The organism is Ktedonospora formicarum, assembly GCF_016587355.1.
In the GTDB taxonomy this organism is placed as follows: Bacteria; Chloroflexota; Ktedonobacteria; order Ktedonobacterales; family Ktedonobacteraceae; genus Ktedonobacter; species Ktedonobacter formicarum.
On record NZ_BNJF01000003.1, the window covers coordinates 120,187 to 144,645 of the forward strand.

At 50.1% G+C, this 24,459-nt stretch carries 24 protein-coding genes; 8 read left to right on the forward strand and 16 right to left on the reverse strand.

All coding sequences use genetic code 11. The features are described from left to right. Positions 1-104 precede the first annotated feature (104 nt). Positions 105-1,019, forward strand: coding sequence for a LysR family transcriptional regulator (locus K3T82_RS26810; RefSeq protein ID WP_220196630.1), 915 nt, complete (start codon positions 105-107; stop codon positions 1,017-1,019). Between the two features lie 31 nt (positions 1,020-1,050). On the opposite strand, the gene K3T82_RS26815 is transcribed toward K3T82_RS26810, so the two are convergent. Continuing rightward, on the reverse strand, positions 1,051-1,293 hold the full coding sequence (locus K3T82_RS26815) for a hypothetical protein (protein ID WP_220196631.1): 243 nt from the start codon (positions 1,291-1,293) through the stop codon (positions 1,051-1,053). Positions 1,294-1,364: 71 nt separating this feature from the next. On the opposite strand from K3T82_RS26815, the gene K3T82_RS26820 reads away from it, so the two are divergent. After that, on the forward strand, positions 1,365-2,021 hold the full coding sequence (locus tag K3T82_RS26820; RefSeq protein ID WP_220196632.1) for a hypothetical protein: 657 nt from the start codon (positions 1,365-1,367) through the stop codon (positions 2,019-2,021). Positions 2,022-2,129: 108 nt separating this feature from the next. On the opposite strand, the gene K3T82_RS26825 is transcribed toward K3T82_RS26820, so the two are convergent. The 8 genes from K3T82_RS26825 to K3T82_RS26860 all read right to left on the reverse strand — a co-directional run bounded on the left by K3T82_RS26825 (position 2,130) and on the right by K3T82_RS26860 (position 12,443). Beyond that, positions 2,130-2,561 (reverse strand): Rrf2 family transcriptional regulator, encoded by a 432-nt coding sequence (locus K3T82_RS26825; RefSeq protein WP_220196633.1) that lies wholly within the window; start codon positions 2,559-2,561, stop codon positions 2,130-2,132. A 373-nt stretch (positions 2,562-2,934) separates the two neighbouring features. Then, positions 2,935-3,840 (reverse strand): ABC transporter permease, encoded by a 906-nt coding sequence (locus K3T82_RS26830; protein WP_220196634.1) that lies wholly within the window; start codon positions 3,838-3,840, stop codon positions 2,935-2,937. Between the two features lie 3 nt (positions 3,841-3,843). After that, positions 3,844-4,764: an ABC transporter permease gene (locus K3T82_RS26835; protein ID WP_220196635.1), complete on the reverse strand. Its 921-nt coding sequence runs from the start codon at positions 4,762-4,764 to the stop codon at positions 3,844-3,846. Between the two features lie 4 nt (positions 4,765-4,768). Continuing rightward, positions 4,769-5,920: an ABC transporter ATP-binding protein gene (locus K3T82_RS26840; RefSeq protein ID WP_220196636.1), complete on the reverse strand. Its 1,152-nt coding sequence runs from the start codon at positions 5,918-5,920 to the stop codon at positions 4,769-4,771. Positions 5,921-6,010: 90 nt separating this feature from the next. Continuing rightward, on the reverse strand, positions 6,011-7,207 hold the full coding sequence (locus tag K3T82_RS26845) for an ABC transporter substrate-binding protein (protein ID WP_236031657.1): 1,197 nt from the start codon (positions 7,205-7,207) through the stop codon (positions 6,011-6,013). 509 nt (positions 7,208-7,716) lie between these two features. Further along, positions 7,717-8,739 (reverse strand): LacI family DNA-binding transcriptional regulator, encoded by a 1,023-nt coding sequence (locus K3T82_RS26850; protein WP_220196638.1) that lies wholly within the window; start codon positions 8,737-8,739, stop codon positions 7,717-7,719. Between the two features lie 435 nt (positions 8,740-9,174). Further along, a complete protein-coding gene (locus K3T82_RS26855; protein WP_220196639.1) occupies positions 9,175-10,698 on the reverse strand; it encodes a response regulator transcription factor in 1,524 nt (507 codons plus the stop codon). Further along, complete coding sequence (locus K3T82_RS26860) at positions 10,695-12,443, reverse strand: sensor histidine kinase (RefSeq protein WP_220196640.1); 1,749 nt, start codon at positions 12,441-12,443, stop codon at positions 10,695-10,697. The genes K3T82_RS26855 and K3T82_RS26860 overlap by 4 nt, the downstream gene beginning before the upstream one ends. Before the next feature lie 431 nt (positions 12,444-12,874). Between K3T82_RS26860 and K3T82_RS26865 the strand changes: the two genes are divergently transcribed. Genes K3T82_RS26865 through K3T82_RS26880 form a run of 4 tightly spaced genes read left to right on the forward strand, consistent with a single transcriptional unit; the run spans position 12,875 to position 16,119 of the window. After that, complete coding sequence (locus K3T82_RS26865) at positions 12,875-14,137, forward strand: ABC transporter substrate-binding protein (protein ID WP_220196641.1); 1,263 nt, start codon at positions 12,875-12,877, stop codon at positions 14,135-14,137. 20 nt (positions 14,138-14,157) lie between these two features. Beyond that, complete coding sequence (locus tag K3T82_RS26870) at positions 14,158-14,364, forward strand: hypothetical protein (RefSeq protein ID WP_220196642.1); 207 nt, start codon at positions 14,158-14,160, stop codon at positions 14,362-14,364. A 16-nt stretch (positions 14,365-14,380) separates the two neighbouring features. Then, positions 14,381-15,313, forward strand: a complete 933-nt coding sequence (locus tag K3T82_RS26875; protein WP_220196643.1) for a carbohydrate ABC transporter permease — start codon at positions 14,381-14,383, stop codon at positions 15,311-15,313. Continuing rightward, positions 15,310-16,119: a carbohydrate ABC transporter permease gene (locus K3T82_RS26880; RefSeq protein WP_220196644.1), complete on the forward strand. Its 810-nt coding sequence runs from the start codon at positions 15,310-15,312 to the stop codon at positions 16,117-16,119. The genes K3T82_RS26875 and K3T82_RS26880 overlap by 4 nt, the downstream gene beginning before the upstream one ends. Before the next feature lie 217 nt (positions 16,120-16,336). On the opposite strand, the gene K3T82_RS26885 is transcribed toward K3T82_RS26880, so the two are convergent. Then, the gene (locus K3T82_RS26885) at positions 16,337-17,473 is read right to left on the reverse strand and encodes a winged helix DNA-binding domain-containing protein (RefSeq protein ID WP_220196645.1); all 1,137 of its coding nucleotides are present in this window, start codon (positions 17,471-17,473) and stop codon (positions 16,337-16,339) included. A gap of 989 nt (positions 17,474-18,462) precedes the next feature. Here K3T82_RS26885 and K3T82_RS26890 point away from each other — a divergent pair. Further along, complete coding sequence (locus K3T82_RS26890) at positions 18,463-19,095, forward strand: hypothetical protein (protein ID WP_220196646.1); 633 nt, start codon at positions 18,463-18,465, stop codon at positions 19,093-19,095. Positions 19,096-19,177: 82 nt separating this feature from the next. Here the strand turns inward: K3T82_RS26890 and K3T82_RS26895 are convergent, their stop codons facing one another. Next, positions 19,178-19,567, reverse strand: coding sequence for a hypothetical protein (locus K3T82_RS26895; RefSeq protein WP_220196647.1), 390 nt, complete (start codon positions 19,565-19,567; stop codon positions 19,178-19,180). Between the two features lie 238 nt (positions 19,568-19,805). Next, a complete protein-coding gene (locus K3T82_RS26900) occupies positions 19,806-20,243 on the reverse strand; it encodes an Lrp/AsnC family transcriptional regulator (protein ID WP_220196648.1) in 438 nt (145 codons plus the stop codon). A gap of 138 nt (positions 20,244-20,381) precedes the next feature. Here K3T82_RS26900 and K3T82_RS26905 point away from each other — a divergent pair, with 138 nt between their 5' ends. Beyond that, positions 20,382-20,831, forward strand: coding sequence for a VOC family protein (locus K3T82_RS26905; RefSeq protein ID WP_220196649.1), 450 nt, complete (start codon positions 20,382-20,384; stop codon positions 20,829-20,831). A 382-nt stretch (positions 20,832-21,213) separates the two neighbouring features. On the opposite strand, the gene K3T82_RS26910 is transcribed toward K3T82_RS26905, so the two are convergent. The 4 genes from K3T82_RS26910 to K3T82_RS26925 all read right to left on the reverse strand — a co-directional run bounded on the left by K3T82_RS26910 (position 21,214) and on the right by K3T82_RS26925 (position 23,399). Beyond that, positions 21,214-21,423 carry a pyridoxamine 5'-phosphate oxidase family protein gene (locus tag K3T82_RS26910; RefSeq protein ID WP_220196650.1) on the reverse strand — a complete coding sequence of 70 codons (210 nt, stop codon included), beginning with the start codon at positions 21,421-21,423 and terminating at the stop codon, positions 21,214-21,216. Between the two features lie 85 nt (positions 21,424-21,508). Beyond that, complete coding sequence (locus tag K3T82_RS26915) at positions 21,509-21,928, reverse strand: zinc-binding dehydrogenase (protein ID WP_220196651.1); 420 nt, start codon at positions 21,926-21,928, stop codon at positions 21,509-21,511. Then, complete coding sequence (locus tag K3T82_RS26920; protein WP_220196652.1) at positions 21,925-22,446, reverse strand: NADP-dependent oxidoreductase; 522 nt, start codon at positions 22,444-22,446, stop codon at positions 21,925-21,927. Before K3T82_RS26920 ends, K3T82_RS26915 begins: the two co-directional genes overlap by 4 nt. A gap of 17 nt (positions 22,447-22,463) precedes the next feature. After that, entirely contained in the window at positions 22,464-23,399 is a 936-nt protein-coding gene (locus K3T82_RS26925) for a TIGR03560 family F420-dependent LLM class oxidoreductase (RefSeq protein WP_220196653.1), read from the reverse strand. Positions 23,400-24,459: the final 1,060 nt, after the last annotated feature.

Consider the following 24,459-nt stretch of genomic DNA (forward strand, 5'->3'; position numbering starts at 1 on the left):
CGTCGTAGCGAGTATAGTGAGAAGCAGTTGATTTGTCCAATACTTTTTTTCTGTTTTCCTGATACCTGGAAGGTATCAACATTTTTTCAGCAAGAGAGAGGTATGTGGTGGAGATTCCCAAGCTCACGTATTTTCTGGCTGCTGCACAGACTAACAATTTTCGGCGTGCAGCAGAGCTCTGCTCGGTTGCCCAACCGGTGCTCAGTCGCCAAATAGCGGCACTGGAGGCGGATCTAGGGGTCGAGCTTTTCAAGCGTACTCACAAACGCGTCCATTTAACTGAAGCAGGTCGTGAGTTTGCTGTGTATGCACAGCATGCGCTGGAGGCATTGCACCAGGGTCAGCAGGCGATGACCGAGCTACACGAAGGCGAACGAGGTTTGGTGCGGATGGGCTGTATTGAGGGTTTTGCCTTCGATAGGCTGCCAGAGATCTTTACGCGCTTCTACCAACGCTATCCCCATATTCGCTTGCAGATTTGTATACGTGGAACAGACGAATTGCTCCAACTCGTTGAGCAAGGACAACTAGACTTTGTTGTGGTCGGGATGACCTTTGATCGTGGAAAACCTCCTGAGACGCTGATGGTGCAAGAGATTTTTCGCGATCGCCTGCACGTCCTTGTCGCTCCACACCATCCTTTGGCACAGTTGAAAGGATCACACATTCTGCTTGAGCAGGTTGCCCGCGAGCCCCTCTTTCTTTTAAGCGAAGGATTCGGAGCGCGCCGGGTGATCGAGCGTGTTTATGAGCAGCACGGCTTTCCTGTGCAACCAGTAGTAGAAGTGGATCTCATCGAAGGACTCAAGGCGCTTATCAAGTTGGGAATTGGCGTCACCTTCCTGCCACCGAGCATGACGCGCTCAAGCCTGAGTGCTGAGCTTGTCGCGCTTCCCGTTGCAGACCTGAATGAAGAATTTGTCTTTGGGCTGGTTCAACGACGTTTTGATGTCCTCTCATCAGCGGCCAAGGTCACGATGAAAACCTTTTTGCAGGATCTGAGGCCACAGGCCTCATGAGAATTGCTCTTTTTATGCCATCAGACAATGACTATTTGTAAATCCCAACATTTCCCAGGCTCTTGCGCAACCTCGATGATTCTGAGGAATGACCCGTCAGTATCAGCCTGATATAGTGAGAGTGGACATGAGCAGTTGGGATCAGGCACACAGGGCAACACGCTTGGTCGGAAATGGTTCTCACCACCATCAGGATGGCGCTCCCGGACGCTTCTACATGGCTGAGATGCAAATAGGTCGGATCGGGAAGAAAAGAGGTAACCTGGCTCGCCATTGAACGCTCCTTGTCGTCTTGTTCCATCCATCCATCATCATCTACGACAAGTGTAAACGGGGAAGCGTTCAATGACAAGCAAGCAATCAGTGCTATTCATCAACTTCGCGGAAGAGCCGTTTATTTCCCAAATTTACACGCATTACCCAGATCAGCAACTCCATCGAGCGAGTGCAGGGAAAAAAAGATTGCCCCCCGCGTTAAAGCAATTGCACCAGATGCTCGGCAAAGGGTTGCAGGCAACAGCCGGGCTCTGGCCGCCGCTTGAGCATGGGTACGGCTTCTTGGATCAAGCCAAAGCCATCCTGGCCAACGAATCACAGGAATTCGCTCAACTCATTCGGGAAAGATATCTGACCCTGCTTGCCCAGATGCGAGAGAACCTTGCTTCTCTGGGGCCGCTTGCGGAGGCCTTTGAGCATTTTTGCCACATTACCGACAACTTCTCAGCAGGGCTGTTTCGGTGTTATGACATCGTGGGCCTGCCACGCACCAACAATGACCTGGAGCACTGCTTTGGGGTCGCGCGCGTGCATGAACGACGCGCCACCGGTCGGCGGGGAGCCATTCCCGGCGTCGTTGTTCAAGGCTCGGTGCGCGTGATGGCTGCGGTGACCAGCAAAGAGCAGATCTTTTCAGTGGATGAACTGCGGCCCAGGGATTACCAGCGCTGGCGCGAGCTGCGGCGACAATTATGCCAGCGGGAGGAGGCTCGTCGGCAGCAGTAGCGTTTTCGCAAACATCCTGCCGCTTATTTAACTAGAATCGAAGCTCGCCTGCTCCAGTGAAGTTTTCCGTTCAGCCCAAAAAAAGCCCTTTCTGAAAAGGGCCTGGTTTTAGGACGAAGGGGTGAGCGTTTCACGCAAAACGTCAGCCACCGTCGCTTGGGCGAACTGCTGTTTCAGCGCGCGCTCGCCATCCTCATAAAAGCGTGTTAAGGCTGGCTGAATGCCTTTCCCCACAGGACAGGTTTGGTTGGGCTGACTATGGTGCAATTCAAAGAGCGGCGATTGCTCGACGGCTTGATAGACATCCAGCAGCGAGATCGCTTCGGGCGTACGAGCCAATTTCCAGCCTGCCCCTGTCCCATGTTGCACGATGACCAGATGTGCTTTTTCAAGCAATCCAAGAATCCGTCGAATAAACACGGGATTGGTATTGACGCTGGCCGCAATCTGTTCTGAGGTCACAATCTCTCGTTGTCGTGCAGCGAGAGTCATCCAGCTTAAGATATGCAGTGCGATGGTAAAACGGCTATTTGCACTCATGCGTTTTCTCTCCTCCTATAACTAGTACAGTTACAGCCATGGGTATTGTCAAGAGCGGCACAGATCAGGATCAGGGCTTTTTGAAAGTCGAGGGAGGTGAAAAAAACGCTGAATGGCAATCTTCACATGAGGCGAGCTTGAAATGGTCTCTTTCCTCCCCTCAAAACGAGCTTACCTCAAGGCAAGATTGCCATTCAGCCGAATGAGGCTCTTGGAGAGCAGTGTGCGTAGAAATGCGCCAGCACTGTTCGGAGGGGGGGTTGGTGTTCTTGGGAAAGCCAAGACCTGGCCTCTTACCCTACCACCCCGTGCCTCTCGCAGTAGGGGCATAAATGAAAATTATGCTAACATTTGCTAGCATTTTTCAATACTGTTACTTCCCTTTCAAGCGCACAACGAATTGCGTCGGCTTGACGAAACAGAGCGCTATGATCAGCAGCGCCATGGTGGTGAGCATATAGACGACAGCCATCGCGTTGATTGCTTGCTCTGGCCGCATACCCGAAGCAAAGGCATCTCCATACAGGGTGACGATGAGAGTTCCGGCATCGGCGTTGGCAACCAGGTAGGTCAGCTCGAACATCGCGATAACGCGCACAACCGCCAGTATGCCCGCGGTGAGCAAACCTGGCATAACCAGGGGGAGCACGATTCGCCAGAACGTTTGTAAGCGATTCGCGCCGAGCATATGACTGGCTGATTCCAGCGAGATATCCACCTGTTCGATGAAAGGAACGAGAATGAGTATAACGAAGGGCAGCGTGGGCACAACATTGATGAGAATGACGCCTGGTAATTCGCCACCAATGTAGCGTAGCAAAACTGTCGCGAGCGGAATACCATACGCGAGTGGCGGTACAAGCATTGGTAACAGATAAAAGCCCATCAGCGCTCCCTTGAAGCGAAACTGCTGACGCGCCAACACGTAGGCGGCGGGGAAGCCTACAAGCATGGAAATAAAGGTTGCGCCAAGCGCGACAATGAGCGTATTCGAGAGGAGTTGCACAATATCATGGTCACTAAATGCGAAGGCGTACCATTGTGTAGTAAATAGTCCTTCCGGAAGCCAGGTCGCGAACCACTGCTTGCCCAGCGAGTCGAGCACAACTGTGCAGACCATGGCCAGAATGTTAAGAATAAAGAAGCCGATCGCAGTGTAAAAGGCGAGCATACTCCAGAAATGTCCCCTGCGTCTCTGACGTCGTGGCTCCTCCGAGGAACGAGTTGGCACATTGTTCGTGGTACTGGTGACAGTATTCTGGGAAACCTCAATGTTCATTGCCTATACCCCCTTGCCGCCACTGATGGTCGCGCCACGTGCCGTTTTGCGTTGCAACCACAGGACCAATGCAATCACCAGCAATTCAATAACGCCCATGATCAACGATATCGCCGTGCCAAGCGGGATGTTGTAATTGGTAAAGGCCATTTCATAGGCGGCGATGGCCAGCACGCGCGTCTCATGCGATGGTTCTCCAACCAGGTTCGCTGAAGGGAAAACACTAAAATTGGCAACAAAATTGAGACAAAACGCGACCGCGATACCCGGTAATGAGAGGGGAAGTATAACGCGCCAGAAGGTTTGCCACGGCCTCGCTCCTAGCATCCGGCTGGCCCTTTCCAGATCCGGGCTGATCGCTGACATATAGCCCAGGATCAACAAAAAGGTGAAGGGAAAGCCCTGGATAAAGAGCGCGATCTCGACCGCGAGCCAGTGATGCAACAGGAGCATGGGTTGCTGTATGAGGTGTAGCAAGAGGAGCACGCGATTGAACCAACCGGTAGGCGAGAAATAGTCCAGCATCGCCTGGGCCACCATAACGTTTCCGAGCGTGATGGGCAGAATCAAAATTGCGGTGAGCAGGCGTTCAAACTTAATTCCTCGACGCATATAATAGGCGAGGGGAATGCTGACCAGCACGCTAAAGAGGGTCACAGGCAAGGCGACACGAAAGGTTGTCCAGATGGTGGCAACCAGGTCGGAATTGCTAAAAAACTGGAAATAGTTTGTCGGGCTCCAGGACGGTGCCTGCTCGCTTGAACGTAAGCTGATATCAAGGCCGAAGAGCAAAGGATAGAAAAACAGCATAAGTACCAGCATGATCGCTGGTAGCGAGAGCAACACCGCGCTGCTATTGACCTTGAAAGGAAGTCCGCGCCTGTTTATCTTGCGCTGTACGGAGGAATGAGGTATATCTGCCATCGCATTATCTCTCGACTCTCATCGCCGCGACATCTACTAGATCCTGCTCCTCGCTGGTGTGACCTGTTGTCATTTCGTCGTCAGGGAAGAGCAAAAGCCTGTCGGGTTGCACGCCAAATGTAAGCGGAGTGCCAATTTCTGGCGCGTGGGCACTGTGCACCAGCAATTGTGTGCCTCTCTCGTCCGCAAGTTGCACCAGAATCTCATATGCTCGCCCCACATATTCCACCAGTCGCACATGGCCCTGGACGTGGTTCTCGGCGGGCAACGGATCAGCCAGTGTTTCGTCGGGACGTATGCATGCCAGTACACGCTGCCCCGTTTGCCAGTTGGTACTCTCTGCCGCTGTACTACTGGCGGTAAATTGCACACCGGATGCCGTCTGAATGAGCCAGTACTCGCCATCTCTTCCTATAACTGTGCCAGGGAACTGATTGAGATACCCCATAAATCTGGCGACAAAGAGGCTCTGAGGGCGATTGTAAATTTCTTGTGGCGTCCCAATCTGTTCGATGCGACCCTGGCGCATGACGACGACTTTGTCTGAGAGCGACATGGCTTCGGATTGATCGTGCGTCACATAGACGGTTGTCAGACCGAGCTCAGTATGTAAGCGCTTAATTTCGATACGCATCTCGTTGCGCAGGTTGGCATCCAGGTTAGAGAGCGGCTCATCTAAAAGAAGGAGAGAAGGTTCCAGAACAATCGTACGCGCAATCGCTAACCGCTGCTGCTGCCCGCCGCTCATCTGGGTTGGATAGCGTTTCCCGAAATCCTGCAAATGGACCATATTCAGGGCTTTACGGACACGTTGTTCTCGTTCAGCTCTGGGAACACGGCGAATTTCCAGTCCATAGCTGATGTTTCGTTGTGCGGTAAGATGCGGAAACAGGGCATAGTTCTGAAAAACCATGCCAAAGCCGCGCTTTTCCGCTGGTAAGTGTTGGACAGGTGCACCATTGAGTAGGATCTCGCCTTCAGTCAATTCAAGGAGTCCAGCGAGGCAATTGAGCGCTGTGGACTTGCCGCAGCCGCTAGGACCCAGCAGGGTAATAAACTGACCGCCAGCTATTTCGAGGGTAAAGTTGTGTAAGGCTATCGCATCACCAAAGCGGCGCGTCATGCCCTTGATCACGAGCTTCTCTATTTTCTTCATGCTTCTTGTGTCCTGGTTTGATGGTGTATTCGGTTCTAGCAAGATGCAGGAGGAAATTCTCCTCCTGCACCACAGTCTTCGCTTAAAGCCTTAAGAAGTTTGGTATTTGCCACTACCAATATCGCTATCCCACTTTTGGAAAGCTGCTACGAGCTGGTCAGTTTTCAATGGCAGCTCGATTTTGATGTTTTTAATGAGCGTGTCGTATTCTGGGCGACCGTACTGTTGCATAACTTGTTGGCTGCTAGCTGGTGCCAGAGAGATTGGCACGTTCTTTACTGCTGGACCGGGATAGAAGTATCCAGAATCGTAGTTATATGCCTGCTGATCTGGTCGAAGCATCCAGGCCATCACGTCCAGCATGACATTCTGGCGTGCCTGGTCCAGTCCCTTGGGCATCATCATGAAGGCCGCATCGGCCACAAAGGTCGTGTCCTTAAGGACAAAAGTTTTGTCTCCCGCGGGGACCTGTTGGAGGTAGCGGGGATTAATATCCCATCCCAGGGTACTGGCGATGATTGAGGCTTCACCAGTGCTAAGGGCTTTCATTGTGTCTCCGGTTCGTGTTGGATACGCATCGATAGCGGAGCCTGCATCTTTAAGGAATGACCATGTTTTGTCCCAGCCATGTATCGGGTCCTTGGGGTCTTTGTCACCTAACAGATAGGGCAGGCCCATCAACATTGTTCGTCCGGGTCCAGAGTTTGAGGGACGCGCATAGAGGAACTGGTGTGGGTGGGCTTTAATCCAGGCTTGTAGCTCTTCAATGGTTGTGGGGGGATTGGACACCTTAGCTGGATTATACTCGAAGACGGGGCCACTTGGTGTATAGGTAAACACCAGGCCGTAACCCTGAGCCAGGTCGTTATAAGCCTTTGCCGCGGGCAGATAGTTTGCGTCGAGATTAGGGAATTTGTCGTTATGAGCCGGTGTCAGTTGTTCGACCAGCCCCTGTTGAATAGTGCTCGCGACAGCATCATAGCCAGTAATGATAAGTGTATCCTGGATGTTACCGGCATTTTCTTCGGCCTTGAGCTTGCCAGGAAGTTGGGGGGCCTGAATGCGTGCAGGATAGACGACCTTTGATACCTTGTCAGGATGAGCCTTCTGGTAGGCGTCGAGCATGGGTTTTACTTGCGCGGTATATCCTCCGGCATCGACTACCTGTAATATGATGGGGTGGTTGGTGTTAGGCGATCCTCCAGTTCCGCTGCATCCAGCAAGCAGAAAGGCCATGCCTAGAAATACGATACGGAGAACTGGCGACCTTAGCGGGTTCTTCACCATTTGCACTGTGTACCTCTTCCTTGATAAGTACTATTCTGACGACAAGTCACCGTAGTTTGACGCGAATTGCCATAAGCGCGCTTGATCGCACTACCCGATATAACTCCTCTGTCATGCGGTAGTGTGTAAATATACCTGCCAGGGAAGTACTGATCTTTCTTGCGACACACCTTCCTTGTTAATGCCAGCTAGTTACCAGAAAAAGGTGAAAATATTTCACTACTTTTCAGAAGGTAGCATATGATTACCCCTTCTGTCAAGGAGCACTTTCAGTGATTTCACCTTTGGCCTTGTAAAGCCTGCGCATACCAGTGTCAGTAAAAAAGAACAAACCTCTCTAATATGAGCTCGTAAATGCAGGTTCTTCCCCGGCTTTAGCGCAAATGTGTTGTTTGCGCTCCCGGGGCTTACTCAATGGAAGGTGAAAATATATGTAATATTTTCATGAAAGCAAAGAGGGAGAAGAGTCCAGAGAGAGATGGTGTATGGAGTGGGAGCTAGTTGTTGGCTTAAGGCACACAAGGGGCGGTAGACTCCCGTACGATCAAGGGGCTTTCCATGAGTGTGTAGCCGCTGCTCGGTACATTCCGCCCTTCAATGAGCAATCGAAGCATCTGCATGGCTAGTTGTCCCATACGATACTTTGGCTGGTCGATAGTGGTGAGAGGTGGGTTGGAGTGAGCCGCCATCACGATACCATCGCAACCAACGACCGAAATGTCGTCTGGGACACGTAATCCGTATGTGCGAATAGCATGGAGGGCGCCTAATGCCATAATATCGTTGTAAGCTATCACAGCGGTAGGTTGTTCGGCACGAGGGCGCGAGAGGAGTGAGCTCATCGCCTGAAATCCTCCTTCAACGTTAGGAAAACTGGTAGGGCACCATTCAGGCTGCAATGTCCGATTCCTCTCGCGAAGTGCCATGTCGATACCTCGCCTTCTGGCTAAAGAAGGGCTGGCAAGACTGTTGCCTGCTAGATACGCTATGCGTGTATGATTGAGCCTGAGTAGATGTTGTGTCGAGCGATAAGCCGCGTTTTCAAAATCGATGAGGACGCAAGGAATTTCGGGATGATTAAGATTTTTATTAATGATCACGAGGGGGATCTTGCTCTGCTCATAAAGCGTAACCAGGGCGCTACTCTCAATACGCGAAGCACAGACAATAATTCCATCCACCTGGCGTTCAATGAGTGTCGTGAGCGCCTGGGCCTCTCTTTGCGGGTCTTCTGACGTGTTACAAAGGAGCATAGTCAATCCATTCGTGCCTGCCTCATCTTCGACCCCGCGTACAATTTCAGGAAAAAAAGGATTAAGAATATCGCTAATAAGGAGGGCGATAGTGCGCTGCTCTTTTCTAGGTTGTGGTCGTACTCCACCGGTTGGCTTATAGCCTAATTCGGCAACGATTGCTAACACGCGCGCGCGTGTGCCTTCGTTGACTGGCCCCGTATTGTTCAATACGCGCGAGACTGTCGTTGGAGAGACACCAGCAGTGCGCGCTACATCGATGAGTTTTGTTGTAGTCATATATTATGTTATACCTATCGTTTTTCATGAAAATGATAATATGAATTCCTGCTTTTGTCAATTGGCGTGAGATGATGATTTCGCCAAGGAAGATCAAAACAATTTTTGACTTGATTAATGACCTTTGCATACCGGCCTGAATCATTTGTTCGTGCTGAGTTTGTATGTATCTTGCGGCAGCAGACAACAACAACGTAAACAGTAAAACTCCCTAGAGCGTCTCACTTATAAGGACATAGCCTGTATAAAAATATATTTTTAGCGAAAGTAAGCAATTATGGCTGGCGACTTGGCCTCCTCTCAGTTGCTACCATCGACCGGCGCATGTTTGGTATGCACTTCAACCAGGTCTTGGACATGGGCATCTCTCTTGTCGGATACGACACGCGCATTGAGCTCTGCATAGAAGCCGTCAAGAAGCCTTCATGAAAACAACTAAGGTTGCTGTTCCACTTGGGCAGGCGTGGTATTTTTGTCTCGCTTTTTACGTTGGGTTGACGGATAATAGCCAAAGAACTCGGTGAATACTTTGGTGAAGTGGCGCACACTGTAGTAGCCTACCTGTTCGGCAACCTGTTGGACTTGCAAAGAAGGATTGTTAAGCAGTTCTTTCGCTTTGAGCATGCGAACTTTTGTTACATACCTTACAAAGGTCATTCCTGTTTTCTTATGAAAGAGGGTGCTCAAATAGTTTGGTGATACTCCTAACTTTACAGCGATCTGAGCGATGCTAATGTTGGCATGATATTCCTGCTCAATAGTCGCTATGACCCACTCAACCAGGCCAACAGCTTCCTTGTGAGGTTGAGTATGTAAGAGATGTTCTCCACAGTCCTTCAAGATCTGATACCAGTCGGCAAGGTCTTGTTGAGGGGAAATCTGGCAGGGAAGCATCTGACTGAAGAACTCCGCAACACTTTTCTTTACGCCGTAGTCAATGGCACACTCTTCTGCACACGCTTTCATGAAGCGGTCGAGCGTGCTCATGTAGTTTACATACATACTTTGCCTGTAGTAATCAGTCAAGGTACTAACCAGCTTACTTATAGCGAGAAAACGTGTAGTATCCGCATAGGGTAAGAGGTCGCGTTGCTGGATTTTCTTGCCAATCCCGTAAATCACTCGCAAGCTAGAAAATTGTTGTAGCCAGTTGAACTGATAGAACAAATCTTTGTAGGATGAACAAAAACTTGTTTGTAGCAGCGTCACGTCAAAACCGGTATCTGGAGGACAACATACAGTTTGCTCAATCTGGTACAGGCATTTCAGGCAATGCTGCATCCCCTGATCGGCATCTTCTGATCCCCAAGTGCCAATTAAGGCTATTTCGCCATTAGAGAGCACAAAGACCGTCATTTTGAACTCAGGGGTCACCATTTCGTCAATGATAGACTGTACGGTCTGGAGCAGAGAATCCTGGCGCGTGGCCTTCTCTATCGCTGATAAGGTCGTGTCAATACAAAATATGGTGCCGATGAGGCATGCATGTTGCAGGATATCATCCTGTTCTTCCTGCGATAGAGGACTAACACCATGATAGATAGCAGTGAGATCCATAGCGAATTGTTTATTGCGATCGAGCAGGTGCTGTCTCTGTTCTCTTGTGACCTTTGTTATGATCGTATGTATCTCTGCCGGATCAATTGGTTTAAGGAGATAGTCGGAGACCCCTATACGTAACGCTTCATGGGCGTGCTGGAACTCCGAAAGGCCTGTGAGGATAAACCAGCGCGTCTGCGGTGAGAGAAGTTTGGCCTGTTTGATAGCCTCCAAACCATTCAGCCTGGGCATTCTAATATCTACGAACGCAAGAAGGGGCTTGTGGAGACAAGCCAGATCGACCAGCTCCTCGCCATTGATAGCTTCTTTCATAGCTTCTAGGGGAAGACCTGCTTCTTGTAACATGCTTTTTAAGCTCATCCGTGCCAGGTGTTCATCGTCAGCAATGAGAATATTCATGTCCTTACCGCCTCGCCTCTGGGGATTTTAATAGTTACGCGTGTTCCTTGACTCACTTGGCTGTTGATCGTTAGAGAGGCTGCTGCAAAAGCCATTTTCAGGCGCTCGCGTACATTGTTCAGGCCAAGTCCACACCGTTCACTCTGTGCAGCCGTAGAGAAACCTACTCCATCATCTTCAATCAGGATGTGTATTATGGGTTGTCCGGTCTCTTCATCTGACAACGAGGTCGCACAGACATTCAGGTGACATGGACGGTCCGAGGGCTCGATACCATGAATCATGGCATTCTCAACCAGGGGTTGTAAAAGAACCTTGGGGAGTATAAAGTCTGCTAGCCCATCTTCACATTGCAGGTGATAAGTCAATCTACCCTGAAAGCGAAGTGCCTGAAGCTCACAGTAACGCTTTACGAACAGAAACTCTTCCTTGAGGATGACTTGCTCATCACTATTGAGCACATAGCGCAGCAGGCCACTGAGCGCGATAATGGCGCTCTCCAGCGTTTTTCTCTCACCTAAACGGTTGAGGCCAATAAAGCCATTGAGGGTATTGTAAAGAAAGTGTGGTTGTATTTGCGCCTGGAGCGCATGATATTCGGCATTGCGTTGATTTAATGTCGCAACGTATTCGCGTTCAATGAGTGTATTCAAGCGTGCAACCATCGTGTTAAAGGCAATCCCTAGCTGCGCAATTTCATCTTCTCCATCAGTGACAAAGCGCGTGTGCAGATTCCCTTCTTGCACCTGCATCATGGCAACAATCATATGTTGAAAAGGCGTGATAATCCAGCGCGAGAGAAAGAAAAATACAAGAAGGGTAATGCAGACCGCGCCGATGGCAAAGCCAATCCCTGTGATATACAGCCAGCGCAATTTCGCGATTATTTCTGCTTGTGAGAGTAATATCACGACTTTCCACTGCGCTGAGGCCGTAGACTGGATGACTGGAATGTAATTATCAGTGGCACCCTGGGTACCTGGATCTCTGCGGGCTATTGCGTTTTCCACATTCGTAGAGAGTGGCTGACTGGAGTAAAGAAGTTTTCCGTTTGTACCAAATACGGCGATGATCGAACTAACATTCAGTTTGATGCCGTTGACGATATCATGTAATACCACTGTGTCAGCGTCCGCCATTATAACAGCCAGGGGAAGCCCGGAATCGGGGTCCTTGATCAGCCGCGCGACGGAAAAAACCTGCGTCGCGGTGGACGTTAGCAGATAATCCTGTGAATGTGGATTCACAAAGACAATGTCTCCGTCTGCTTGGATGGCTTTTCGATACCACTCCTGTTTTGTAAATGGATACCTGGGAACGGGACTGGAGGAGGGATATTTGGACGCCACAAAAACAGAACCATCAAGTGGCAAAATAATGGTGTTTAAGATGTCTTTTCTGGTAATGCGCAGGTAATTAGGAAGGGTGCTATACAGGGCCTGGTCCGCGATGAGCCGCTGGTAAGGTGTCGCGTGTGCATACTCGTTGCTCGCCTTGAGTTTAAGCGCATACATCACCTCGCTATTGAGATAAGGGGTCAGGGTCAGGCGGTCTAAGTCATCGAGGTAGGTATCAATGTTGCGCGACACTGCTGTCAATGTAGCGGTAGTCAAGGTTTGCGTATCTTGGGTGATGACTCCCTCGGTATAGCTGGGCATCGCAAAAACAATAACAACCAGGGGTATAACAGTCGTCAGCAGATACAAGACTGACAGCTTCATCCGCAATGATTTTGTGAACTTCATTGCCTCTTCCTTGAAAACGATGTTCGACCAATTCGCAGGACTTCTCGCCACTACATGGCTCTTCCAGGTATGGAGGTGTGGGCAGGAATGCCGTGAGCAAGAATATATCTGAAGTAGTTACCCAATGAAGAGAAATGAGCGCGCATATCGTAGTTTTACAGCATACACAAACACAATAATACGGATTAATCTTTTATTAGGTCCTGAGGTGAATGGTAGCTGATCGTTTATCTGTTGTCAAGAAGCAAGCGGCCAGTAATAGAGGTGGCTATTATACAAAGCACTTAAGGCACTTCAACGTTATTGTACATTTTTCTGGAGAGTACATCTGCTGGCGTATCCAGTAGTTCCTGGAGCCAGGTGCAGCGGTTTATATGGGCTGTCCGGGCTCGTTGAGCTCACTCTCCAGGGAAAGAACAGGAGAGGCATTTATGCGGCGTCGCACATTACAAACCATAATGGCAGGTTTTTGTCTTCTGCTCTGTTTATTGAGTGCTTGTGGTTCAGGTGGCGGTGGCTCTAATGGAGGCACTGTTACGCTGACGCTGGAGACAAACGTGACAGATGCTGAAGCGCAGGCAATTGAAGCGCTCACGCAAAAATTTACCCAGCTGCACCCTACTATTAAAGTTGACGTGACTGCGCCAGGGGCGGACTATGAAAATATTATGAAGGTGAAGATGGCCTCAAAGCATCTACCAGACATATTTTCGACGCATGGATGGGCAAAGATTCGTTATGGGAACTTCCTGGCTGATCTGCGCGATAGGCCATGGGCTAGCCATTTAAGCCCAACCATTAAGGATAACATTACTGATTCCAGCGGAAAGGTCTATGTCCTCCCAATCGATGAGGACAAATCGGGCCTAATGTTCAACTCCGATGTTTTAAAGCAATACGGGATTGCCATCCCTGAGACCTATGATGAACTTGTCACAGCCTGTCAGACGATCAATGAGAAGAGTCACGGGCAGGTGACGCCAATGCACATCGGCGGCGCGGATTCATGGCCATTAGGAAACTACTTCGACTATTTTTCAACGTCACTCCTTATCAGCCCACAGAAGAACTACACAACAGATCTACTCAATGGCACCTTCGATTGGTCGCATTATACGCCGCTCGCACAGGATTTTCTGGATCTGCAGAAAAAGGGGTGTTTGAATAAAGATGTGCTGACTGCGAAGTACAGTGATTCGGCACAAGCTCTGGCGCAGGGAAAAGCAGCCTTTGGCTTCTATGGCTCGTACATTGTTGATGAGGCAAAGAAGGTGAATCCCAATGTCAATCTTGGACTGATGCCTATTCCCGCCATGGTTGCGGGAGATCAACCAAGTTTTGCTGGTGGTGAAAGAACAACTCTAGGGATATGGAAAGACTCTCCTCACCTGCAAGAAGCCAAGCAGTTACTGGACTTCATGGCACAGCCTGAGAATATCAAGTACCTCGCGAAAACTGGCGAGGCACCGGCAGGACTGCAAGGCATTCAGGTGGATCTTGGTGAAATGACTCAATACTATCAAAAATACAGTTCGACACCTGTGTATCCATACTTTGATCGCGTCTACTTGCCGAATGGGATGTGGGACCCGCTCTGTAAGAATGCACAGAATATGCTGGCGGGGGCAATCACGCCCAGCCAATATTCCGCGAATTTGAAACAAGAGTATGACCGGCTTAAAAGGTCTCATTAGTTGATATTCTGAAGCTAAACATGCTCACCTCCAAATATTCACATCTATGTTGGCTTGCTGTGCTCCTCGCGCGTCTCTGGCGTTCCAGGGATCAAGATGCTGGTGGTTGGGTTTGCAACTTCACCACCGGCAATCCTGATCCCTGGGAGGGGCTCGCAGAGAGCTTTCCTATCTGGAAAGCTCGTGGACAACAATTTGGGATGACGCATGTATCACACGGCTTCTAGTAGTGAGGAGTTAACAGTGCGTTTTCAGGCTCAACTGCGACTGGCAAAACCGCGATTATTAACACAAACTCACAAGGGGAAAAAACGAAAGACCTGGTTGGTTAACCTTATGTATGTGCCCGCGCTCATCCTGTTAGTGGTATTTATTTTCTATCCCTTTTTACAGGGCATTCGTCTCTCCTTTACCAACTGGGATGGCTATTCTGATGAGATGCAGTGGGTAGGTTGGTTGCAATTTCGTCGCATACTGACTGATGCAGACATTCTCCATACGATTGTGAATACCCTGATTTATGGGCTGGGTAGCACCCTGCTACAAAATATTTTTGGCCTGGTTTATGCACTGTTTTTAGACCGCAAAGTGCGCGGACAGGGAATTGTCCGCACCATCATATACCTTCCAATTATCATTAGCCCACTGATTATGGGGTACATTGGCTACTTTTTCTTCCAATATGATGGTGGTGCTGTCAATGACATTCTGAAAATATTTGGCAATCCTCCACGCGACTGGTTGAGTAATGGCACGCTCGCTGTTTGGATCATCACTTTTGTCAATTCCTATCAATATGTTGGGATTGCCATGCTGATTTACCTTGCTGGGCTACAAGCTATCCCCAAGGAGTATTTAGAAGCTGCCGCGCTCGATGGAGCTTCCTCATTTGGTCGTTTCAAAGATGTGACACTACCTCTTCTCATGCCTTCGGTAACTATTAGCATTGTTTACAACATTATAGGTGGCTTAAAACTATTTGACATTATTGTTGCCTTGACCCAAGGTGGACCAGGCTATGCTTCGCAGTCCCTCTCAACCATGATGTACAATCTCTACTTTGCGCGCCAGGATGCTGGGTACGCAGCAACAATGGGGATCGTGATGTTTCTTCTCATCAGCATTATCAGCATATTCTCATTACGCTCTCTCAGAGGAAAGGAAGTGCAGCTATGACGAAAAAGATCTCGCTGGGGGCGCTTACGGCCTTCATTGGCCTGATACATAGTATTCCCTTTTTTATTCTAGTCAATATTGCCTTTAAGTCGCCGAATGATACCAGTTCGAAGTGGATAACCCCCACTTACTGGTTCTTCGACAATTTTATCAATGCCTGGCAAAGTGCGCACCTGGATCAAGCGCTACTCAATACCTCTCTCATTACAGTTGTATCGGTGATCCTGGTCGTACTTATTGGCGCCGCGGCTGCCTATCCACTGGCACGCTTCCCAAGTCGCTGGAATAACTTCGTCTATACGCTCTGCATTGCGTCTATGATTGTCCCCGGCCTCACCATCCTGGTGAGCCTGTACAAGCTTCTGGTGGATATCAACGGAATCGATACCTATTGGGCAATTATCCTTGTTCAGGTCACGTTCTTCTTGCCGCTCACTATATTCCTCTATACCGGTTTCCTGCGCACGATACCGCGGGAATTAGATGAAGCCGCGCTTATTGACGGGTGCAATAGCTTTACCGTTTTCTTTCACGTGCTGCTCCCCCTCTTAAAGCCTGTGACGGCAACGGTGATTATCCTGGCCGGGCTTGCCATCTGGAACGATTACCAGTTCTCTGTATTTTTCCTTCAGAAACCAGAGGTACAAACCTTTCCTGTGGCCCTGGCGGCTTTCTTCTCTCAGTACCATAATAATATCAACTGGGCGGCTGCGGGTTGCCTGATAAGTATGTTGCCAGCGGTATTCCTCTTCCTATTCTTGCAACGGTATTTCATCAGGGGGTTGACGGATGGTGTGCTGAAATAGCCGCCATAGCCATAATTTCTATCCTAAGAGCGGAAACGGACATATTGGTGAGATATTCTCCTTGTGGAAAAAGATGGGAACCTCGCCAGGGCCGGCGCGCCGGCCCTGGCGAGGTTCCCAACCACAGATGTTTCCTTCGGCACATAACGATCTTTAGAGAATGCAACAGATGACCGCATCTTCATTCACATCAGCGCAAGAACAGGTTGTGGAGGTGCTACGGCATGGGGATCATCATACGCAACATAGTGGGTGCTTCGAGGAAGCGAGCAAGATCGCTCACCTCGGCCTCCACTCCCGCAGATACCTCTGACGCCAGGTGGTCAAATGGTTCTATCTGCACTTCCAGGTGATTCTTCTGTCGCTTGCTCTTCCATGTCCCCACGGCGCAACCATCAGAAAGGAGCGTCGGACGAAGGAATCCACCTCCAGCATTAATCCGCTTTGCATACTGAGGTGACACGATGAGGCCTCGCTTCTGGTAGCCAAGCAAATAGGTATCATAACTTGGCAGCAGGCGGACGATGGACATAGGGGCTGGTAGTTCATTAAGCCGAGGAGCATCTGCCTTGAGCATCCAGGCAGGAGCGCCGGCAATCTCTACCTCCAGGAGGTGGTTGCCAAGGTATTGCCACGCAGCTCGTATCTGACTCATTGGCATACCTGACCATGCTGCCTGGTCCTGTGGTGTCGCAGGGCCATAGGCACCCAGGTAGCGGCGTGTGAGTTCAGCATGGGCGGCAGCGTCTGACAACGAGCGTTTACTGTTCTCTTGTTCCACCCAGTCGCTCAGCAGCACATAGGTTGGCTCGCCATCCTGGTCAGGCCCGAAACAAATGACACCTTCGAGGGCTGCTCGACTTAGCAGATGAGGTCGAGCCTGGCCTACGAGTCGGGGACCATACGTCGCCAGGTACCCGATGAGTTCGTCTCGGATCAAGGGTCCCCGATTGGCGAGCACTTGGCGGATGATCTGGATGCCTCGTCTACAGGTATCCTCATCTAAACCCAGTTCCGTACGCCGTCGTCGATCAAGCGCTATAAATGTCGGACCGATGAGCGGTAAGAGCCAACTGAGATCTTCCGTCGCCAGCAGGTGAAGAGTTCCACGCAGCCCCCACGTGCGAACGACCGAGCGCTCCTGTATTCGTGCATGCTCCACATCAGCAGCGACCAGTCCAGCACTGCGCACGCGAACTGCCAGTGTAGCAGCGCGGGGATCTTGCGCTTGAATCCCACCAAGTTCTTTTACCAGATGAACCACAGAAGCTCCGGGATTGGGGTGCTGTCGTGCCAATCTCTGCGCATCCAGGCGAAGCTGGCGAACGTGATCGTTTGTCAGGGAAATGGTCATTCTTCCTCCCATGTCTTGCTTTATGGCTTTACTTTCTCAGGTCCACAGTAGCACAAAAAGCGGTCAAAATCGTTCCGCTTACGCAGGGATCAGCGCATCTCTATTCGAATTGGATACGCCTCATGGGATGTACAGCCCACGAACTGTACGACGAGGTGTCATCGTAGCGAGCCAGCCTAAAACATGTCTTCTTAATGAGGAAGAATGAAAAGATTTCTCACAAAGGAGGCATATGTAAACATATGATGGATTCGGCGGTACTTATCCAGACCTTTTCGTACTCCATTACCTCAACGCCCTGTTGGCTTGGAGAGGTGATAGTCATCAAAATTACGCCTCTGGATGCCTCTGCCACTCTAAGCCTGTATTTCCCACACACTGAACGTTGGCAAAGAAGAGACCGCATCAGATGGGGTCTGATAAGCCTGAGATGCGCAAGAGCTAACAAAGAAGCTCTACTTTAAGTTTTTTGCGTGAGACAACGTCCAGAAAAAAGCTCGGTGCCACAATAGAGCCAGCGGCAAGATGACAGAAAGAGAAGGAACACTGAGTCCCTCTTTTTAACCCACCAACATATTTTCAATCCTGTGAGCAAGTGAACGAAACTCTTCGGAGAGGGAATGCGACCCCTGTGTCAAATCAAATAAGAATGTTACCAAAGCGAGATGGCTCCCTCAAATAAAAATGTTACTCCGACAGTAGCATTTGCCAAAGCCCTCTTCGGCGAGGATATGTCTCCCTGATAAGCACCCATGACACTGGAAAGGCTACACTGGACCGAGGGTCCCACCAGAGAGCCCTCCCATTTGAAACGGCGTGGCACGCAATAGACTGATCGCTGTGAGCGGGAGGGCGAGCGTCGTCATCACAGAACCTAACGCAGGAGCAGGAGAGGCGGCATCCAATTGATGTATGTCTTGCCGCCCAGCGCAACAGCAGTGAGCTGTTGGCGACCCATCTTGTACTCGCGGATTCGGCGAGCAGGGGTTGTGACCTATAGCGATGCCACGACCATTGCCCTAAGCACCAGTCTCAAATATGCTGTTGGACAGGGTATCATGAGCCTGACGACGGATCAGACAACTCCATTTGAACAGACAATCACCTATGATGCCTACCAGAATCAAAGTATTCTCTTTACAGATGGACTGGGACGCAAGCGGTATGAGCAGGTCTTTTCGGGAACTGCAACGCCCTATAGCGTGGTCCGGACAGTTGGCCACACCTATGATATACTGAACAATACGCTTTCAACGCAGACCTTTGATAGCAGTGGAACGCTCAAGGCAACATACAACGCAACCTATGATGCCTTACAGCGCAAGATTGGCTATGATGATTCGGATGCAGGTTCGTGTAGCGCGACTCCGTTACCTGCGGGATGTAGCAGTTCCAGCGATAGCGCCTGGAAGCTAACCTATGACGATAATGGCAATCTGCTGACCCAAGGCGACCCACGTGCAAAACGAGCAATGAGATGCCTCCCCTTCGGCCAGGAGCCTGTCGCGAAAGGAGGCAAGAACACCTCTTCTCAAAGCCTCCTTCTCCTCACTGAGAGAGCATTTCCGCTTCTTCCGACTTCCCCAAGGATGTCGCCATCCAAAAGCTTCAGGAGGGCTTGATCTCCAAACGCACATGCTGCATCTTGGTGGTCTACACCGCACGACGCCGGCATTCTCTTTTCGTCACAACATGTGAGAAGACTCACGCTTGTGAGAGAAAAGCTTGATAGGCATGGGCAATCTGTGGATGGTGCTCCCGATATAGCTTCCGCGCTTGGACACTCACCACTGCAAGCCTCTGACCTCCCACCTGCACGTCCCCCAACGTTTCTCTAGGCCAGGCCAATACATATCTCCCATCGAAAAACCGGGTGATGAGACCTCCATCTCGTGGTTGTAGCAAGAGCACCTCGATCATCACTCTTTCGCAGAAAAAGGCCCATTTGTGCGAAAATTGCTTCGCTGGGATCTCCACCAGATCATTCACATGGGCCAACCACTGATCCACATGCCCAAAATTGGCACCTGGATACCACAGATCAATATCCCCATGCAGACCTGCTGGGCGCAGCCCTCGCAATTCTTCTGCCATCCTCCTACAAGCCAGACCTCCACCTGCGCTTCGCACAAACGCTGGAGCACCCGTTGTACCAAGTCCAAGGTATTCTCAGGACGTCTCACCGCTCTTTCCTTCTTGCATAAGCCTCATCAGGGTTTCAGCCATTTTGAAAAAGGTGCATCAAAAGTGAGAATGAGTAGCCATACAAGCATCTCCCCAAACCACTTTCGCATTCCTCGTGAATCCTTGTTTCAAATAGCAGGCTCCCTGTTTATACGATTCCTCCTGTTGGAATTAGTTGTTCCATGCCTACAAATGATTTAGATGAACCAAACAATAAAATATTATTTTGCAGTTCGGTTAATTCTTCCATTGAAGCAATTTGCACTTTAAGCAAATAATTATATTCCCCACTGATTCGATGCATTTCTGTGATCTCTTGCGATTGCTTACAAAAAACAACAAAACTTTGGCATTTCTCTGTTTTTACCACTAAAAAAGTGGTTGTTCCCCTATTTAACTTTTCCCAATTGAATTTTGCTTGGTAACCGGTTATAACGCCTTTTGCTTCTAATTTAGCAATTCTTTCTCTTACAGCTGGTGCAGACATGGCAATTTGTTTACCAATACTCGCTACAGTAATACGAGCATTTTTCTCCAACAAACGCATAATTTTCAAATCTATTTCATCAAATTCTTTTGTATGCATATCAATTTTCCCGAGTTTTTATTACGAAGAGATTCTTCGAAACAAAGGTAAATTGCCACCTTTACCTCTGTTTTGTCATTTATTTAGCTATCCGAAACTTCTTATAATAATACCATTCTTTCTTAGAGGAGTAGCCAGATGAGTAGCAAAGGGCTTGCCCATATCGCCATTCAGGCATTGGATTATAAAAAAACAATCCATTTTTATCAAGAAGTACTCGGCTTTAAAATAGGACACTTTTGGAGTTTTCCTCAGTTTCAGATTATTGAAGCTTCGATGCTAGTTTCGCCAGATGGTCGCACTTGCCTTGAAATATTTGACAATGATGCAGTAATTGCTGCTCAAGGCAAAAAAGCAGAAACACCCTATGATGTTCGTCATGGTGCCTTGCTGCATGTTGCATTTTATGTTGATGATGTAGATGAAGTCTATGAAAAAGCACTCGCTTTCGGTGCAACCAAATGTATAGAACCAATGACACTACAACTAGGTCAACCGCCCTTACAAGTACGCAATGCCCTTATTCATAGCCCAAATGGTGAGGTAATCGAGTTGATAGAAGAGGTGGATTTTGATTTGTCTTCGTAGATAGTATGATCTCTCGTAGTAGGGGTCAGCGTATCCAGACCTGAAAATTGTACGCTAAGGTCTGGATACGCTGACCCCACATATGAATCAGGAAGAGGTGGGATCGTTATATGACACCCCGACAATTCTTCTTTCTTATCCTAGGCTCATCCGTTTCTCTTTGAGGGGAGCTCATCTCGCTCTTGATAGCTGCTCTCTTCGACATTGCGAAACGATGGAGGGAAGCGGCCGGACCGATCCCAGGCAAGAATACGTCTGGGAGAGATACGAAGCAGCACTGGACTAAGGGCGGGATCAAGGCTCTGGCCGCCCTCGGACAAAACCTGAGCATATCCCCGTATCTCGATGAAGCCCGGGCTGCCATTTGGAAGGACATCATCTACTAAAAAGAGACACTGGGATTGTTGGCGATATTGCGAAACTTCTGCGACTTTTCCATCTCGAGTCCGCCAATATCAATTGTGTCAAGTTCCGCATTATACCGGAAGCCGACCGCTTTGACTTGTGGTTCCCCACGTCGAGAAACCGTTGCTAGCCTTCCCATCTGTTGCGACTGTAAGTACTCCAGCTCTGCCCTGGTAAACTTGCTCATATGGCATCTCGTTTCTAAACAGCTCACGTCCCTTGCAACCTGTTGGGGGCCCAGTGGAACTTCTGCGGCAAATGTGACCTCTCTTTTATCCGCGAAGCTCTAGCACAATCCTGCCATATCCATGACCGCTCTGACTGTACTCATGGGCGCGCTGCGCTTCATTGAGCGGAAACGTCTTCCCGGCGATCACCTTGAGTTGTCCCGCATCGATCAAGCTGGCTAACCTCTGTAAGAGGTCGCTCGAAGGCTGGGAGTGGATCATCATGGCGCGAACGCCCCGCATCTGGGCTTCTTGCTGCGGAGGTGGACTGGCTATTGAGATCAGCATTCCTCCACGCCGGAGTGCGGCCAGCGAGTGGAACTGGGTCTCTCCCCCGACACCATCAAGCACCAGATCCACATCCTGCACCATACTCTCAAGCGATGCTGTTGTATAATCCACAACCGTATCGGCCCCAAGTGAGTGTACAAGAGCGAGATTCTTTGTGGAGGTTGTGCCGATCACCTGTGCCCCTTTCCATTTTGCCAATTGGACTGCGAACACCCCGACTCCGCCAGCTGCCCCCCAATCAACACCCGCTGCTCAGGGGTCAGGCCACCGTATTCAAAAAGGGCTCGCCAGGCGGTTGTTGCCCCGACCGGGATCGTGGCTGCCTCGGCAAAACTCAAGGTCTGTGGCTTGAGTGCGAGCGCATGAGCAGGCGCTACGACATACTCGGCATAGCCGCCCTGTGTCGTCTGCCCAAAGACGGCCTGTCCAATCCCGAAAGTCGTGACACCTAGACCGATCTCTTCGACCACTCCCGCTACCTCGATACCAGGAGTATAGGGAAATGTCATCGGCATGAACTCCTTAAGCAAGCCCTGACGAATCTTCCAGTCAATCGGGTTCACGCCTGCTGCATAGACGCGCAGGAGCACCTCACCCGCCTGTGGCTGTGGTCGCTCTATCCGTTCGAGCTTAAGCTGTTCTGGTCCTCCATAGCCAGAAACACGAATTGCTCGCATAGCTTGTTGCGCCATGATCATTCTCCCCTCTTCTACGCGATAAACTCGCGTGCGAAACGCCGAAGCCCATCCAGGTCACGACTATTCGGGAATCTGAGCATCAACTCTTGTACTCCTGCCTTCTCTAAGGCTGCGATTCCTCTGCGAATCGTGTCAGGACTGCCAATCAGCCCGCCTCCGAAGACTTTTGCTGCTTCTGGCACATTGGCCTGGGCCTGCTCATCAGTATCAGCGATCACACAGATGGCGATGGTTGCCCGCCGGATGCTCGAATACGCGCGACCGATAGCCTCACAATGCTCTTTGAGCACCGCGAACTTATGCGCGATGGTGGTTGGATCACCAAATACGTGGCAAGCATCGCCATAGTGCGCGACCAGTTTGAGCGTTTTCTTTTCGCCATTGCCCCCGATCAACAAGGGAATGTGAGGCCGTTGCACTCCCTTCGGCTGATTGATCGCGCCGCGTACCTGATACGATGCCCCTTCGAACGTGACTTCCTCCTGCGTCCACAGAGCAAGTAAGATCTGAACTGCTTCCTCTAATTGCCGTGAGCGAACAGCCGCCTCTTCAGGATAATCGTAGCCATAGGCACGGAATTGAGAGGCGAGGGCAGGAAAACCTGATCCGATCCCAACGGTCAGGCGACCATGACTCATGACATCAACCGTACTCGCCATTTTCGCCAGCAGCGCTGGATTGCGTAACCCGCTGTAGGTGACCATTTGACCAATGCGTATGCGACTGGTGTCACGAGCGAGCGCCGCAGTTGTCGTCCAGCATTCAAAGAGAAATTGCTCGCTGTCGCCAGCCCAAAGAGCATCGGAGAGCCAGAGCGAGTCAAAGCCCACTTCCTCAGCAGTGAGGGCCACCTGCGTCATCGTCTCATAGGCCTTGACCGGGTCTTTGATCCCGGCAAATTCCATTAGCGTGCCTTGCGGGAGCGCTATTCCAAATTTCATTGTCATGAAGAATGTTCTCTTTTCTCAAAAAATGCGTGTCTTGATGATTTTTATTCGTTCACTTCGTGAGACGAGCAAAAGCTGTGTTCTTCTGCAGGGGTGACTATCAAGACGTTCTCATCTATGTGTGAGCCCGATGATGATACAGCACAAGACTGCATCCCATCGCCTCTTGAGTATAGGGGGAAAAGGGTCTGACCTCATTGTCCAGAGGGAGAGATATTCCCTGTACAAAAGGCCAGAATCGTGCGGGAAGCGCGCAATGCGAATGGGCAACCAGGGAGTCTGCCCACTGGAGAATCTGCTGTTACGTGAGAGTCCCCGCTATGTGGGAAAACGAGACCCACAGGACGCATTCCCTCCCCTCACCCATACGCGCAATGCGTTTCTGCTGCCTCCACGCCCTGTCAGGGCATCCCATCCCTCCCTTTTTTGCATGACCCTTCTGAAATGGATACAAGTTTTACACGTATTCTGGGCCTGTCTCTATTTGCAGGAAGGGTTCTACGGCGTGTGCTTGATCTTTTATGAACTTGTCGGAGAATGGCTATTCTCGGTCAAGTTCCTCCCTGCACCTCCCCCACCAACCTCTCACGCCAGTATCAACAGGACATCTTCTCTACAGTGCGGCTGGAACCATAGGCAACGCCTGCAGTCATCCCATACATGTAGAATAAAAAGGCTGTGTCGATGTCCCTCTTTATAAAGCGGATCAGCCCAGCTTCTTTCGTGCTGATCGTCTGATGGGTCATGTCAGAACGCAACCATTTAAAGAAGCCACGGAGAAACTGATATTCCTGGCTTTGATAGGGCACCCTCTCAAGCAGGTAGGCTGAAAACCGCTCCCAGTCTCATCAAACGTGAAAGAGCCTGGGAGCGGCTCACCAGTATTATGGTGAGCCGCTACGCTTTGGCAAGGTTGTGAGTGGTCAGCGCGAAGAGTACACAATGCGTGAGCCCTGAGCCATCCCCAGGGCTCGCGTGTTTGATGCATAAATGAGGATTGCCTTGGATAAGATAGGAAGCGTATACTATGGAAGCGCTCGCTTAGAGCGCAGAAAAAATA

Excerpts from the sequence above, each read along its gene's own strand:
- K3T82_RS26850 (WP_220196638.1), bottom strand. The coding sequence starts at position 8,739 with ATGACTACAACAAAACTCATCGATGTAGCGCGCACTGCTGGTGTCTCT.
- K3T82_RS26900 (WP_220196648.1), bottom strand. The coding sequence starts at position 20,243 with ATGCATACAAAAGAATTTGATGAAATAGATTTGAAAATTATGCGTTTG.
- K3T82_RS26910 (WP_220196650.1), bottom strand. The coding sequence starts at position 21,423 with ATGAGCAAGTTTACCAGGGCAGAGCTGGAGTACTTACAGTCGCAACAG.
- K3T82_RS26830 (WP_220196634.1), bottom strand. The coding sequence starts at position 3,840 with ATGAACATTGAGGTTTCCCAGAATACTGTCACCAGTACCACGAACAAT.
- K3T82_RS26905 (WP_220196649.1), top strand. The coding sequence starts at position 20,382 with ATGAGTAGCAAAGGGCTTGCCCATATCGCCATTCAGGCATTGGATTAT.
- K3T82_RS26845 (WP_236031657.1), bottom strand. The coding sequence starts at position 7,207 with ATGGTGAAGAACCCGCTAAGGTCGCCAGTTCTCCGTATCGTATTTCTA.
- K3T82_RS26820 (WP_220196632.1), top strand. The coding sequence starts at position 1,365 with ATGACAAGCAAGCAATCAGTGCTATTCATCAACTTCGCGGAAGAGCCG.
- K3T82_RS26885 (WP_220196645.1), bottom strand. The coding sequence starts at position 17,473 with ATGACCATTTCCCTGACAAACGATCACGTTCGCCAGCTTCGCCTGGAT.
- K3T82_RS26895 (WP_220196647.1), bottom strand. The coding sequence starts at position 19,567 with ATGGCAGAAGAATTGCGAGGGCTGCGCCCAGCAGGTCTGCATGGGGAT.
- K3T82_RS26860 (WP_220196640.1), bottom strand. The coding sequence starts at position 12,443 with ATGAAGTTCACAAAATCATTGCGGATGAAGCTGTCAGTCTTGTATCTG.
- K3T82_RS26880 (WP_220196644.1), top strand. The coding sequence starts at position 15,310 with ATGACGAAAAAGATCTCGCTGGGGGCGCTTACGGCCTTCATTGGCCTG.
- K3T82_RS26925 (WP_220196653.1), bottom strand. The coding sequence starts at position 23,399 with ATGACAATGAAATTTGGAATAGCGCTCCCGCAAGGCACGCTAATGGAA.
- K3T82_RS26815 (WP_220196631.1), bottom strand. The coding sequence starts at position 1,293 with ATGGCGAGCCAGGTTACCTCTTTTCTTCCCGATCCGACCTATTTGCAT.
- K3T82_RS26920 (WP_220196652.1), bottom strand. The coding sequence starts at position 22,446 with ATGGCGCAACAAGCTATGCGAGCAATTCGTGTTTCTGGCTATGGAGGA.
- K3T82_RS26865 (WP_220196641.1), top strand. The coding sequence starts at position 12,875 with ATGCGGCGTCGCACATTACAAACCATAATGGCAGGTTTTTGTCTTCTG.
- K3T82_RS26825 (WP_220196633.1), bottom strand. The coding sequence starts at position 2,561 with ATGAGTGCAAATAGCCGTTTTACCATCGCACTGCATATCTTAAGCTGG.
- K3T82_RS26870 (WP_220196642.1), top strand. The coding sequence starts at position 14,158 with ATGCTCACCTCCAAATATTCACATCTATGTTGGCTTGCTGTGCTCCTC.
- K3T82_RS26840 (WP_220196636.1), bottom strand. The coding sequence starts at position 5,920 with ATGAAGAAAATAGAGAAGCTCGTGATCAAGGGCATGACGCGCCGCTTT.
- K3T82_RS26835 (WP_220196635.1), bottom strand. The coding sequence starts at position 4,764 with ATGGCAGATATACCTCATTCCTCCGTACAGCGCAAGATAAACAGGCGC.
- K3T82_RS26855 (WP_220196639.1), bottom strand. The coding sequence starts at position 10,698 with ATGAATATTCTCATTGCTGACGATGAACACCTGGCACGGATGAGCTTA.